This is a genomic window from Azonexus sp. (assembly GCF_036170495.1).
In the GTDB taxonomy this organism is placed as follows: domain Bacteria; phylum Pseudomonadota; class Gammaproteobacteria; order Burkholderiales; family Rhodocyclaceae; genus Azonexus.
Genome location: NZ_JAVHPH010000252.1, coordinates 2,749 through 15,698, shown reverse-complemented (window position 1 = coordinate 15,698; position 12,950 = coordinate 2,749). Strand labels below are relative to the sequence as shown.

Here is a 12,950-nt window from a genome sequence, read left to right as displayed (position 1 = left end):
GATGAAAACTACCCCCAACACCAATATCAAACGTTTCCTGATTGCCGCCAGCGTGGCTTTGGCCATTCCGCTTTCTGCCGCGGCCTTTGGCGGTCACGGCAGTCATGACGGCTGTGGAATGGAGGCGCTTGGCGGGTTGGGCCACCACATGATGGGTGGCAACATGATGCCGCCGCATCTGCGTACCTTGAATCTGACCGAGGCGCAGCAGGACAAGGTTTTCGAGATCATGCATGCCCAGGCGCCGGTAATGCGCGACAAGGCCAAGGCCCTGCGCAAGGCTGAGACTGATCTGCGGGCGCTGACTTCGGCGCCGGATTACAGCGAAGCCAAGGCGCGCGGTCTGGCCGACGAGGCAGCGAAGGCGATGTCGGAAATGACCCTGGCGCGGGCCAAGGCCGATCGTCAGGTATTCGAGGTGCTGACGCCGGAGCAACGCAAGCAACTGGCTGAAATGAAGCCGACCGAGCGCGGGCCGCGCGGCCGTGGCGATGGTCCGCGCGGCGCGGCGGCTGATACTGCCAAACCGGCCGGTCGTTAATTCGGTTTTTTTGACACTTGGGGGCCGATGGCCCCCATTTCATTTTTTGCTGATTTTTCCGGTTGACCGCGCCCCGAAGGAAGCACTCTTGGGGTGTGGAAGTCATCGGCGCCAAACGGAAAAGCCGAATCTGCGACAATCGGGCATGTCCGAAAAGCCCAGCTCCTCCGTTCCGTTACCGATGGCCTGCCGCCCCAATTGCGGCGCCTGTTGCATTGCGCCGTCGATCAGTTCGCTGAACAAGGCGGCGGGGGTGCCCTGCCGGCATCTCGATGGCGAATTTCGTTGCCTGATTTTCGCTAGCCCGGAGCGGCCGGATTGCTGCGCTGGCCTGCAACCGTCGGTCGAGATGTGCGGCTTATCCCGCGAGCATGCGCTCAACTGGCTAGCCGAACTCGAAGTTCTGACACAGCCGGGATAGTAGAATGCGGCCTCCCCAACTTGCTAAAAGCGCAGGCTGCACGCCATGGACCCGATTCTTCTCCTTAAAGCCCTCATTCTCGGCATCGTCGAAGGGCTGACCGAATTCCTGCCGATTTCCTCGACCGGCCACCTGATCCTGGCCGGCGATCTGCTGGATTTCAACGATGATCGCGGCAAGTTGTTCGAGATTGTCATCCAGTCCGGCGCCATTCTGGCCGTCGTCTGGGAGTATCGCGAGCGGCTGCTCGTCGTGGCGCGCGGCGCCTTCAGCGACAAGGCGGCGCAAAAATTCATCCTCAACCTGTTCGTCGCCTTCCTGCCGCTAGCCATCCTCGGGCTGACCTTCGGCAAGGCGATCAAGGCCCACCTGTTCAACCCGATTGCCGTGGCCACCAGCTTCATTGTCGGCGCCTTCGTCATTCTGTGGGCGGAGAAGCGCGAGCACACCATCCGCGTCCAGACGGTCGAGGAAATGACCCTGCTCGACGCCCTGAAAATGGGCTTCGCCCAGGCCGTGGCGCTGATTCCCGGCACCTCGCGGTCCGGCTCGACAATCATCGGCGGCTTGCTTTTTGGCTTGTCGCGCAAGGCGGCGACCGAGTTTTCCTTCTTCCTCGCCATCCCGACGCTCGGCGCGGCCACCGTCTATCAGCTCTACAAGGAACGCGCCCTGCTCAACGCCGACGATATTGGCATGTGGGCCGTCGGCTTCGTTTCCGCTTTCATTTCGGCCTTTCTGTGCGTGCGCTGGCTGCTGCGTTTCATTTCCAGCCACGATTTCACGCCCTTCGCGTGGTATCGCATCGTCTTCGGCATTGTCGTCCTGCTGACCGCCCACTTCGGCTGGGTGCAATGGACCGCGGGCTGATCCTTTACCTGCACGGCTTCTGCTCCTCGCCGGCCTCGTGGAAATCAAAGTTGCTGGCCGAGGAGATGGCGCGGCGCGGGCTGGCCGCGCAGTTTGTCTGCCCGCAACTGTCGCCGGTGCCCGATGAAGCAGTGGCCAGTGTCAGCCGCCTGATCGAACAGGCCGGCGGGCCGGTCACCTTGATCGGCAGTTCGCTCGGCGGGCATTACGCCAACCATCTGGCGGAAAAGCACGGCTTGAACGCGGTTCTGATCAATCCCGCTACGGTCGACCGGATAAATCTGGCCAATTTCGTCGGCGATCACGCCAATTTCCATACCGGCGAGCGTTTCACCTTCACCGAAGCGCATGCCGCGCAGCTCAAAGCGCAAGTGCGCCAGCCGACGCCGGCGCGCTACTGGCTGCTCGCCGAAACCGGCGACGAGGTGCTGGATTACCGGCAGGCCGTGGATTTCTACGCCGGCTGCCGGCAAACGGTGTTGCCGGGCGGTGACCACGGCTTCACGCAATTTCCCGGCTTCGTGCCGCAAATCATTGAATACGCTGGGCTATAATCCGTCGATGAATGTATTGTTTGAAGAAGATGGCGGCTTCAAGGCCGGCAGCATCATGGCCGACAACGACAGCTCGTTGCAGGTCGAAATGCCGAGCGGCAAGCGCAGCAAGATCAAGGCCGCAACGGTGTTGCTGCGTTTCGAGAAACCGTCGGCGGCTGCCTTGCTCGATCAGGCGACACCGCTGGCCGAAGAGATCGAAGCAGAATTCCTCTGGGAGTGCGTCAACGATGGCGAATTTTCGTTTCTTGATTTTGCCCGTGATTACTACGGACACGAGCCCAGCCCGCTCGAAGCGACGGCGGTGCTGCTTGCCGTGCACGCCGCGCCCGTCTATTTCCACCGCAAAGGCAAGGGTCGCTTCCGCAAGGCGCCTGCCGACATTCTCGCAGCTGCTCTGGCCAGTCTTGAAAAAAAGCGTCAGCAAGCGCTCGCGATGGAAGGCTGGATCGGCGAGCTGAAGGAATTCCGCCTGCCGCCGGAAATCGGCGCGCTGACCGATGCCCTGCTTTACGCCCCGGACCGCAACAAACCGGAAACCAAAGCCTTCGAGACGGCCTGTGCCGAAACCGGCCTGACGGCGGCGCAAATGCTCTTCAAGTGCGGCGCCATCAAGTCGCCCTACTTCCTGCATTACCGGCGTTTCCTGCACGAACAGTTCCCGAAAGGCGTCGCCTTTCCGCTGCTTGAGGCGCCGAAGTTGCCGCGCGATCTGCCGAAGGCCGACGTCCGCGCTTTCTCGATCGACGACGCCAACACCACCGAAATCGACGACGCGCTGTCGGTCGTCCGGCTGCCCGGCATCGGTTCGCGCATCGGCATCCACATTGCCGCGCCGGGTCTGGCCATCGCGCACGGCTCGCCGCTCGACGGCATCGCCCGCGCCCGGCTGTCCACGGTCTACATGCCGGGCAACAAGATCACCATGCTGCCCGATGCCGTGGTCCAGAACTACACGCTGGCCGGAGGCGTCGATTGCCCGGCCGTCTCGCTCTACCTGACGGTCAATGACTCGCTGGAAATACTGAGCCACGAGTCGCGGCTGGAAATGGTGCACATCGCCGCCAACCTGCGCCACCACGAAATCGAGCCGTGGTTCAACGCCGAAACGATCAACGGCCCGCTGCCCGACCAGCCGTTCAAGGACGAACTGGTGCACCTCTGGCATTTCGCCAACGCCTGCGAAGGCCGCCGGGGCAAGCCGTCGGCGATGCAGGGCATCAACGACTACAACTTTGAAATCGGCGGCGACCTGGCCGATCCGGATAGCTGCACCGTCGAAATTTCCGAACGCAAGCGCGGCAGTCCGCTCGACAAGCTGGTCGCCGAGCTCATGATCGTCGCCAACTCGACCTGGGGCGGCCTGCTCGCCGAGAAGAACGTCGCCTGCCTGTACCGGGCGCAGACGCAGGGCAAGGTGCGCATGACGACCTCGCCGCTGCCGCACGAAGGTCTCGGCGTGCCGCAATACGCCTGGATGACCTCGCCGCTGCGTCGTTACTGCGATATGGTCAACCAATGGCAGTTGATTGCCTGTTTGAAGGGCGAAACGCCGGCTTTTGCCCAGAAATCGGCCGAGTTGTTCGGCGCCATGCGCGATTTTGAGCTGACATACGCCGCTTATGCCGATTTTCAGCGCCAGATGGAGCGTTATTGGTGTCTGCGCTGGATTCTGCAACGTGGGTTGACTGAAATCGAGGCGACTGTGCGCCGTGAGCAGAGCGTCAAGCTCGACCATTTGCCCTTATTGCTCCGCGTGCCATCCTTGCCGGCCGATCTGGTGGCCGGCCAGCGTGTGCGTCTGGCCATTGAGAGTCTTGATCTGCTGGCGCCGGAAGTTAGCTGCCGCTTCGTGAGCCTGCTTGGCGAGAACAATTTGGCCGACGCCACGGAGAGTGAGGAGCAGTGAAAAAGAAGAGACCGTCCCTGCGCGCAGCCCGCGCGGCGAAGCAAGATCGCCGCTTGTGGCTCGCACTGGGCATCTCCGTCCTTTTTCATGGCTTGTTGCTGTTCCTGAATTTCCAGTTTCCGGAGGCTTCTCAGGCCTTTCGTGAAAAGGCCATGGACATCATCCTGGTCAACGCCAAATCCGCACGCAAGCCGACGGATGCTCAGGCGCTAGCTCAGGCCAATCTCGATGGCGGCGGTAATACTGATGAAAACCGGCGGGCCAAGACGCCCTTGCCGCCCTCGCCGCAAAAGAACGACGGCGACGCCATTCAGCAGATGCAGCGTCGCGTCCAGGAACTCGAAACAGCCCAGCAAAGGCTGCTGGCGCAGGCGAAGAGTCTGCGCAACGTCGCGGCGGCAAATACGGCCACCGAGCAGCCATCGCCGGTCGTGCCCGTGGTCAGTGGCTTGGACCTCGCCGAGTCGGCGCGGGCGATGGCCCGTCTCGAGGGCGAGATCAGCAAGACGGCCGACGAGTACAGCAAACGGCCGCGCAAGAAATTTGTTGGCGCACGGACTGAAGAATATGGTCTGGCTGCCTATCTCGATGCCTGGAAACAGAAAATCGAGCGCATCGGCACGCTGAACTATCCGCCAGAAGCGCGCGGCAAGCTCTACGGCGCGGTGGTGATTTTCGTTGAATTGCGCGCCGAGGACGGCAGCCTGTACAGCGCCGAGATCTCGCGCTCGTCCGGGCACAAGATTCTTGATCAGGCGGCGCTGCGTATCCTCCGGATGTCGGCGCCCTTCGGTGCCATTCCACAGCAGGCATTGGGTGGGGCGACCGTGCTTTCCTTTGCCCGGACCTGGTATTTCACGCAGGGTGATGCCCTCAATACGGCCAGCAAATGAGTGATCTTTACTGCGTCTTTGGCAATCCGATTGCCCATTCGAAATCGCCGGCCATTCATGCGGCCTTCGCCGCTGCGAGTGGGCAGGATGTGATCTACGAAGCGCGTCTTGCGGCGGTCGACGGCTTTAAACAAGCGATTTCCGAATTCGTAGCGGCGGGGGGCAAAGGGGCGAATGTCACCGTGCCGTTCAAGGAGGAGGCGTTTCGCCTGGCGACGCGTCTGTCCGAGCGCGCGGCGCGAGCCGGGGCGGTCAATACCCTGGCCTTCAACGGTGCCGAAATCTTCGGCGACAACACCGATGGCGCCGGGTTGGTTCGCGACATGACGCACAACCTCGGTTTTTCGCTGGCCGGCAAGCGCATTCTTCTGCTCGGCGCCGGCGGTGCCTCGCGCGGGGTTATCGCGCCGCTGCTGGCTGAACAGCCGGCGTCGCTGTTTATCGCCAATCGCAGCGCTGACAAGGCCGTTTTGCTGGCAAAGGCGTTTTCGGACAGGGCTATCCCCCAAGGGGAGTTCCTGCGGGGCGCGGTCAACGGGGGAAATTTCGCAAAAACCGCCGACAACAGCTTCGATCTGATTATCAACGCCACTTCAGCCAGCCTTTCCGGTGAAAGCCTGCCCTTGCCGCCGGGAATCTTTGCGCCGGGCAGTCTGGCCTACGACATGATGTACGGCCAAGGCGAAACGCCTTTTCTGGCACTGGCCCGCGTGCAGGGTGCAGCAATGCGCGCGGATGGGCTCGGCATGCTGGTCGAGCAGGCAGCTGAAGCTTTTTTCGTCTGGCGCGGCGTGCGCCCGGCCACCGCTCAGGTGTTGGCCGACCTGAGAGCCAAACTGGCCGCATGAAAATCGTTGGCCGTTGGTTGAAATGGGCTGTGCTGGGCATGCTCGGATTGTTCCTGATCTGGCAGTTGTGGCTCCTTGGCTGGGTGTTGCTTTGGGGGTGGATGAACCCCGGCGAAACCCGTTTCATGGAAATTCGTCTGACCGAATTGCACCAGAAGCTGCCCGATGCCCAACTTAAAAAGCAATGGGTGCCCTACGCGCGGATTTCAATTCATCTCAAGCGCGCCATCATCTCCGCCGAGGATGCCAAGTTCGTCGACCATGAAGGCTTCGACTGGGAAGGCATGCAGAAGGCGCTCGAAAAGAACCAGAAGCGAGGGCGTTTCGCGGCCGGCGGCTCGACCATCAGCCAGCAACTGGCTAAAAACCTGTTCCTGACGCCGACCAAGTCGTATTTCCGCAAGGCCGAAGAGGCGATCATTACGTTGATGCTGGAAAACCTGTGGAGCAAGCGGCGGATTCTCGAGGTTTATCTCAACGTGATCGAATGGGGCAACGGTGTTTTTGGTGCCGAGGCGGCGGCCCGCCATTACTACAACACCAGCGCCGCCCAGCTCGGGCCGGAACAGGCGGCGCGGCTGGCCGGCATGGTACCGAATCCGCGCTACTACGACCGCAATCGCAATGCCCCCGGATTGGGGCGCAAGACGGCGATTATTCTGGCCCGTATGCCGGGCGCCGAAGTGCCGTGAACGATTGCCGGGATAAGGGTTTCCCGCCGTAATTTTGTCGGAACCCGGCTCTTCGCCCGATGCTAAAATGCCCTACCTTTTGCGGCGCCGCACCATGAGCGAAGAAGCCCAGCTGACCGATACCGAAGACTTGCAGGAGCGCCTCGCCGAGGTGCAGACCCTGCTCGTCCGGCACAAGCTGGTTGAAGAGCTGGTACGCCGGCAGGAAGGTCCGCACCACGATCTGGTCGAGGACATTGTCCACAAGCAGCACTTGAATTCGCTGCGGGCCAGGTTGGAGCCGATGCATCCGGCCGACATCGCCTACATCCTCGAGGCTTTGCCGCAGGACGAGCGCCTGATTGTCTGGGAACTGGTCAATCCGGAGCTCGAAGGCGAAATCCTGCTCGAAGTTTCGGATGCTGTTCGGGAAACCCTGATCGATTCGATGGAGCGGACCGAATTGGTCGCTGCCGCCGAAACGCTCGATGCCGATGAACTGGCCGACCTCGCGCCCGATTTGCCGCAAGGCGTTATCGATGATGTATTCCGCGGCCTGACCATCGCCGAGCGCGAGCAGTTGCGCGCCGCGATGTCCTACCCCGAAGAGTCGGTCGGTTCGATCATGGATTTCGACATGGTCACCGTGCGCGAGGATGTCTCGCTCGAAGTGGTGCTGCGCTATCTGCGCCGTTTCGACGAACTTCCCGACCATACTGATCAGCTTTTCGTCGTCGATCGCGATGAGCGCCTGAAAGGCGTGCTGCCGCTCAACATTCTGCTGGTCAATGAGGTCGACGTCGAAGTCGGTACGCTGATGCAGACCGCTTTCGTCGAGTTCGAGCCTGACGACCTCGCCGAAGAGGCCGCCAAGGCTTTCGAGCGCTATGACCTCGTCTCGGCTCCGGTGCTCGACCCGGACGGCAGGCTCGTCGGCCGCGTGACCGTTAATGAGGTCGTCGACTACATCCGCGAAGAAGCCGAGCACGAACAACTGGCTCAGGCCGGTCTGCGCGAGGAAGAAGACATTTTCGCCTCGGTATGGGACTCGGTGAAAAACCGTTGGGCCTGGCTGGCGGTCAATCTGGTGACGGCTTTTGTTGCCTCGCGGGTGATTGGCGCCTTTGAGGATTCCATCGAGAAACTGGTGGCACTTGCCGCCCTGATGCCGATTGTCGCTGGCATCGGTGGCAATTCCGGCAACCAGACGATCACCATGATCGTCCGCGCCATCGCCATGGGCCAGGTCCAGCCCGACGCCATGCGCCGCCTGCTGCGCAAGGAACTCGGCGTGGCGACGATCAACGGCCTGATCTGGGGCAGCCTGCTCGGCATCGCCGCGTGGTGGCTCTACGGCAGCGTCAAGCTCGGTCTGGTGATGACCTCGGCGATGACGCTGAACCTCTTGCTGGCGGCCTCGGCCGGCGTTGGCATTCCGCTGTTGCGCCAGAAGTTCGGCGCTGACCCGGCGGTGGGCGGTTCGGTGATGATCACCGCACTGACCGATTCCGGCGGATTCTTCATCTTCCTCGGCTTGGCCACGCTGCTGCTCATGTGATTTCGGGGTCGGCCGGCCATTTTAATATTGGCCATTTTTTCCGGTTGACCGTGGCGGCCCCGTAGCGGGCTGAATCGGCGGTCACGTTCCTTTAACCTAGAAACCGCAGTTGACCGCTTATCCATTCTTTGCGAGCCGCATGAAAGCTGGCGTTTGTGCCTTCGCTGTGATTCACCCAATGGGTGACAGCGCCCCATGCCCGCTTCGCCATGAACCCGTCACGTCTGGCCCACGAAACGCGGCCACCCACCCCGCTCATCAACGACTTCACACGCATCACCCCGCCCGTGGGGGAGGGGGGAGCTATTGCCTCAAAATCGAAAAAATGGGCTACGGAGCGCGGAGGTGGTTCGGGTCAAAATTTGTGCAACATTCAGGCTAGGTTTAATCAATACTCCTGCAACATGGCGTTCTCGTTGTCGGCGTGGCGCAGGCGCAGGGCAAGCGAACGGGCCAGCGCCTGGAGCAGGGTCAGCGCCAGTTTCTTGTGTTCCTCGGAGATCGTGTTGAATTCGTCCTCGGAGAGGACGAAAAATTCCGTGTCGCCAGCGGCGATGGCGTCATCGCCACGCGGCAAGCCATCGAGGAAAGCGAGGCCGCCGAAGAAATCGCCACGACCAAAGGTGGCGACATGGCGGGTGCGGCCGCCGCCGAGCGGGGCAAAAATCTTCACCGCGCCGCGCCGGATCAAATAAATCGCGTCGCCCGGCTCGCCCTGCGAATAGATGACATCGCCAGCGGCATAGCGGCGTTTGACCAGCCGTTTTTCCAGGTCGGCCAAGGTTTCGTCCTTGCGATGTTTGAACAGCTCCATCTCCTGCAGCTCCAGTGCGGTCTCGGTTTCCGGGCTGTTTTGTTCCCGCTCGCCGAGCAGACGGTCTTCCACCCATTCGATGGCGCTGTCCAGTTCGCTAAACAGGCGGACGCTTTCCGGATTGTCGGTGACGCCGGTTTGGGCCAGGAACTCGCGCAGATTACGATTGTTCGGCAGATTTTCCCGGACATTGGAGAGCAGTAACAGGGCGCCGCGTTCGGCCAGTGAATCGCGAACCTGACTGAGCAGATGGGCGGCAGTCACATCGACGGACTGGATCCGTTTCATGTCGAGGATGACGAAATTTCGGCTCTTCAGCTCCGGCTCCAGTTGGCTGTAAAGCTGTTGGGTGGTGCCAAAGAACAGGCTGCCCTGCAATTCGAAAATGACCGCTTGGTCGCCCTTTTTTTCGAGAACACGCGTTTCGGCTTCGGGGCGATGCCAGCTTGAGGACATCTGATTGACGTAGAACTTATGGCGAACAACCGAGCCGCCAATCTGTTCGCGCAGGAAAAGGATGATGGCCAGCGCGACGCCAGCTGCCGAGGCGGCAATCAGGCCGACGGTCAGGGCGACGACGACGACGGTGACGACGACGCCGAAATCGAAAACGGTGGCCGACGACTGGACGAAGCGCAGCGGTCCACGGTCGATCATCCGGATGCCGACGACGATCAGGATGCCAGCCAGTGCGGCAACCGGAATCCAGGCGATAAAACTGCTCAGGAGCAGCGCGAAAACGAGGGCGGAGACGCCCTCGACCAGCCCTGATGCGCGGGTCATCGCACCGCTCGATAGATTGACCAGGGTGGCGCCCATGGTGCCGGCCCCAGGAATGCCGCCGACCGACGAGGAGGCGATATTGGCGATTCCCTGAGCGATCAGTTCGCGGTTCGGATGGTGTTGTGAGCGCGTCAATTGGTCGAGGACGACGCAGGTTTTCAGGGTGTCGATCGAGAGCAGCACGGCCAGGGTTAGGGCGTTGCCGAGCAGGGCGGCGACCTGGCCGAGACGCAGATCGCCGATCTCGTGCCAGCGGCCGGTGATCGACTGGATGTAGCCTTCGCCGCTGGCGCCGAGCGGGCCGATGATGAGGTTATTGGCGGCGAGGTGGAGCAGGCTTTCATCTTGCCACGCCAGGCCGAAATAGCAGGCAATGCCGGCAGCAATGCCGAGGATGGTGCCGGGCAGGCGTTGGGTCAGGCCGGGGCTCAGCGACATGACGAGCATGGTCGTGAGGCCGACGGCCAGGGCCCGCCAGTCCCACAGGGCGGGGGTGTATACGGCCTCGAACCAGCGGGTGGCGGTCGGCGTGCCAAGCAGTTTGCCGACCTGGCTGCCGATGATGAGCAGGCCGACCCCGGTCAGATAGCCGCTGACCACCGGGTAGGGGATGTATTTGATCAGGCGGCCGATGCCGACGAAGCCGAAAAGGAGCTGGAATAGTCCGGCCAGCACGCCGAGCATGAGCAGCATCAGAATGACGTTGCCGCCCGGCACGCCCTGGCCGACCAGTTCGATGGCGAAAGCCGAGAGCAGCGCTGCGGCCGGGGCACAGGGGGCGCTGATCAGACGGTCGGTGCCGCCGAGAATGGAGGTAATCAGGCCGATCACGGCGGCACCAATGATTCCGGCCAGGGCGCCCAGCGCCGCGTGGCTGGGCGCAATGGCCGAATAGATGGTGACGCCGAAAGCGATGGCGGCAGGCAAGGCCACCAGCATGGCGGCCAGGCCGCCCCAGAAGTCGCCGCTCTGATAGAGCTTTTTGAAGACATCCTGCATGGCGCCGCTCCCCCTGTGTTTTTATTGCGGGAATCTTACTGCGCTTTTTTCGTCGGCGAGCTTAAAGCCCTTCCGGCGTGACCAGCTTGAGGCCGACGATGCCGGCGACAATCAGGCCGATGCAGACGAAGCGCAGTACCTCGCGCGACTCGCCGAACAGGAGCATGCCGAGGATCGCGGTGCCGACGGCGCCGATGCCCGTCCACACCGCGTAGGCCGTGCCGAGTGGCAGGACTTTGAGCGACCAGCCGAGCAGGGCGACGCTGGCCGTCATCGCCACCAGCGTCGCGGCCGATGGCCACAGGCGGCTGAAACCCTCGGTGTATTTCAGGCCGACCGCCCAGCCGACCTCGCAGAGGCCGGCGACGAAGAGGATCAGCCAGGCGGAACCGGAATTCACTTCTGCGTGGCAAACCAGGCGTCGGCAGCGGCGATGGTGGCCGCGATGTCGGCGTCGGAATGGGCAGCCGAAACGAAGCCGGCTTCGAAGGCCGACGGCGCAAAGTAGTGGCCGGCGTCGAGCATGGCGTGGAAGAAGCGGTTGAAGGCTTCCTTGTCGCAGGCCAGCACTTCGTCGTAGGTGCCCGGGCATTTTTCGGCGAAATAGAGGCCGAACATGCCGCCGATGTTCTGGGCGGAGAACGCGACGCCGTGTTTTTTCGCGGCGGCGACCAGGCCGTCGCACAGGGCCTTGGTCTTGGCGGTCAGGGCTTCGTAGAAACCGGGCGCCTGGATGAGCTTCAACGTAGCCAGACCGGCTGCCGTGGCGATCGGGTTGCCGGACAGGGTGCCGGCCTGATAGACCGGACCAAGCGGGGCGATCTGTTCCATGATTTCGCGCTTGCCGCCAAAGGCGCCGAGCGGCATGCCGCCGCCGACCACCTTGCCGAAAGTGGACAGGTCCGGCGTGATGCCGAACAGGCCCTGGGCGCTTTTCAGGCCGACGCGGAAGCCGGTCATCACCTCGTCAAAAATGAGCACCGAGCCGTTCTTCGTGCACAGCTCGCGCATGGCGTTCAGGAAGGCTGGGGTCGGAGCGATCAGGTTCATGTTGCCGACGACTGGTTCGACGATGACGGCGGCGATCTTGTCGCCATGCTTGGCGAAAGCATCGGCCAGTTCCTGCGGATCGTTGTAGGTGAGGACCATGGTGTTTTCGGCCACGCCGGCCGGGACGCCGCTCGATGACGGGTTGCCGAAGGTCAGCAGGCCGGAGCCGGCCTTGACGAGCAGGCCGTCGGAATGGCCGTGGTAGCAGCCTTCAAACTTGATCAGGAGGTCGCGGCCGGTGTAACCACGGGCCAGACGGATGGCGCTCATCGTCGCCTCGGTGCCCGAGGAAACCAGACGCACCATGTCCATCGACGGTACCAGTTCGCAGAGCAGGTCGGCGATGTCGACTTCCTTCTCGGTCGGCGCGCCAAAGGACAGGCCATCGACGACGGCGGCCTGCACAGCAGCGATAACCTTCGGGTGGGCGTGGCCGAGGATCATCGGGCCCCACGAACCGACGTAATCGGTGTACCACTTGCCGTCGGCATCCTGAACCTTGGCGCCGACGCCCTTCTGGAAGAAACAGGGCGTGCCGCCGACCGAGCGGAAGGCGCGCACCGGCGAATTGACGCCGCCCGGAATGTGGCGTTGGGCGCGTTCGAACAGTTGCTGGTTGCGAGAGGTCATGCGGAGTGCTCCTCGAAAAGACGTTGGTAGGCGGCAGCGCGCGCCGCGATGTCGGGCGCGCTGAACAGGTCGGTGATGACGGCGAGCAGGTCGGCGCCGGCAGCGATGAGCGGCGCCGCGTTGGCCAGCGTGATGCCGCCGATGGCGCAGCTTGCTACGGTCAACCGGGTTTTTGCGGCAAAAAACAAATCGCCGGAGGCGAGCGACGCGTTCGGTTTGGTCGGTGACGGATAGACGGCACCGAAGGCAACGTAATCGACACCGGCTGCGTCGGCCCCCTGTGCGGCAGTGAAGTCGGCGTAGCACGAAGCACCGAGAATACGGTGCGGTCCGAGCAGGGCGCGAGCCACCATCAGGTTGCCGTCATCCTTGCCGAGATGCACGCCGTCGGCTCCGACGAGAACGGTCA

Annotated in this window: 12 protein-coding genes; 8 read left to right on the top strand and 4 right to left on the bottom strand. The window is 62.5% G+C overall.

Features of this window, described 5'->3' with window-relative positions; genetic code table 11:
• Position 1 precedes the first annotated feature (1 nt).
• The 8 genes from ADADOO_RS08945 to mgtE all read left to right on the top strand — a co-directional run bounded on the left by ADADOO_RS08945 (position 2) and on the right by mgtE (position 8,265).
• Entirely contained in the window at positions 2-541 is a 540-nt protein-coding gene (locus ADADOO_RS08945; protein WP_511276849.1) for a Spy/CpxP family protein refolding chaperone, read from the top strand.
• 466 nt (positions 542-1,007) lie between these two features.
• Positions 1,008-1,832: an undecaprenyl-diphosphate phosphatase gene (locus ADADOO_RS08940; protein ID WP_511276847.1), complete on the top strand. Its 825-nt coding sequence runs from the start codon at positions 1,008-1,010 to the stop codon at positions 1,830-1,832.
• Entirely contained in the window at positions 1,817-2,386 is a 570-nt protein-coding gene (locus ADADOO_RS08935) for a YqiA/YcfP family alpha/beta fold hydrolase (RefSeq protein WP_511276845.1), read from the top strand. Before ADADOO_RS08940 ends, ADADOO_RS08935 begins: the two co-directional genes overlap by 16 nt.
• Positions 2,387-2,393: 7 nt before the next feature.
• Positions 2,394-4,295 (top strand): ribonuclease catalytic domain-containing protein, encoded by a 1,902-nt coding sequence (locus ADADOO_RS08930; protein ID WP_511276844.1) that lies wholly within the window; start codon positions 2,394-2,396, stop codon positions 4,293-4,295.
• A 53-nt stretch (positions 4,296-4,348) separates the two neighbouring features.
• The gene (locus ADADOO_RS08925; RefSeq protein ID WP_511276842.1) at positions 4,349-5,188 is read left to right on the top strand and encodes an energy transducer TonB; all 840 of its coding nucleotides are present in this window, start codon (positions 4,349-4,351) and stop codon (positions 5,186-5,188) included.
• Entirely contained in the window at positions 5,185-6,036 is an 852-nt protein-coding gene (aroE, locus tag ADADOO_RS08920) for a shikimate dehydrogenase (RefSeq protein ID WP_511276840.1), read from the top strand. Before ADADOO_RS08925 ends, aroE begins: the two co-directional genes overlap by 4 nt.
• A complete protein-coding gene (mtgA, locus tag ADADOO_RS08915) occupies positions 6,033-6,728 on the top strand; it encodes a monofunctional biosynthetic peptidoglycan transglycosylase (protein ID WP_511276839.1) in 696 nt (231 codons plus the stop codon). The genes aroE and mtgA overlap by 4 nt, the downstream gene beginning before the upstream one ends.
• Before the next feature lie 94 nt (positions 6,729-6,822).
• Positions 6,823-8,265: a magnesium transporter gene (gene mgtE / locus ADADOO_RS08910; protein ID WP_511276837.1), complete on the top strand. Its 1,443-nt coding sequence runs from the start codon at positions 6,823-6,825 to the stop codon at positions 8,263-8,265.
• Positions 8,266-8,653: 388 nt separating this feature from the next.
• On the opposite strand, the gene ADADOO_RS08905 is transcribed toward mgtE, so the two are convergent.
• The 4 genes from ADADOO_RS08905 to ADADOO_RS08890 all read right to left on the bottom strand — a co-directional run.
• A complete protein-coding gene (locus ADADOO_RS08905) occupies positions 8,654-10,861 on the bottom strand; it encodes an SLC26A/SulP transporter family protein (protein WP_511276835.1) in 2,208 nt (735 codons plus the stop codon).
• Between the two features lie 61 nt (positions 10,862-10,922).
• Positions 10,923-11,261, bottom strand: a complete 339-nt coding sequence (sugE, locus tag ADADOO_RS08900; RefSeq protein WP_511276833.1) for a quaternary ammonium compound efflux SMR transporter SugE — start codon at positions 11,259-11,261, stop codon at positions 10,923-10,925.
• A complete protein-coding gene (hemL, locus tag ADADOO_RS08895; protein WP_511276831.1) occupies positions 11,258-12,541 on the bottom strand; it encodes a glutamate-1-semialdehyde 2,1-aminomutase in 1,284 nt (427 codons plus the stop codon). Before hemL ends, sugE begins: the two co-directional genes overlap by 4 nt.
• Positions 12,538-12,950, bottom strand: a 413-nt coding sequence (locus tag ADADOO_RS08890; protein ID WP_511276829.1) for a thiamine phosphate synthase, incomplete at its 5' end; no start/stop codon positions are given. The genes hemL and ADADOO_RS08890, both read right to left, overlap by 4 nt.

Coding starts and splice junctions, on each gene's coding strand:
- hemL (WP_511276831.1), bottom strand. CDS start 12,541: ATGACCTCTCGCAACCAGCAACTGTTCGAACGCGCCCAACGCCACATT.
- ADADOO_RS08945 (WP_511276849.1), top strand. CDS start 2: ATGAAAACTACCCCCAACACCAATATCAAACGTTTCCTGATTGCCGCC.
- aroE (WP_511276840.1), top strand. CDS start 5,185: ATGAGTGATCTTTACTGCGTCTTTGGCAATCCGATTGCCCATTCGAAA.
- ADADOO_RS08935 (WP_511276845.1), top strand. CDS start 1,817: ATGGACCGCGGGCTGATCCTTTACCTGCACGGCTTCTGCTCCTCGCCG.
- ADADOO_RS08940 (WP_511276847.1), top strand. CDS start 1,008: ATGGACCCGATTCTTCTCCTTAAAGCCCTCATTCTCGGCATCGTCGAA.
- mgtE (WP_511276837.1), top strand. CDS start 6,823: ATGAGCGAAGAAGCCCAGCTGACCGATACCGAAGACTTGCAGGAGCGC.
- mtgA (WP_511276839.1), top strand. CDS start 6,033: ATGAAAATCGTTGGCCGTTGGTTGAAATGGGCTGTGCTGGGCATGCTC.
- ADADOO_RS08930 (WP_511276844.1), top strand. CDS start 2,394: ATGAATGTATTGTTTGAAGAAGATGGCGGCTTCAAGGCCGGCAGCATC.
- ADADOO_RS08905 (WP_511276835.1), bottom strand. CDS start 10,861: ATGCAGGATGTCTTCAAAAAGCTCTATCAGAGCGGCGACTTCTGGGGC.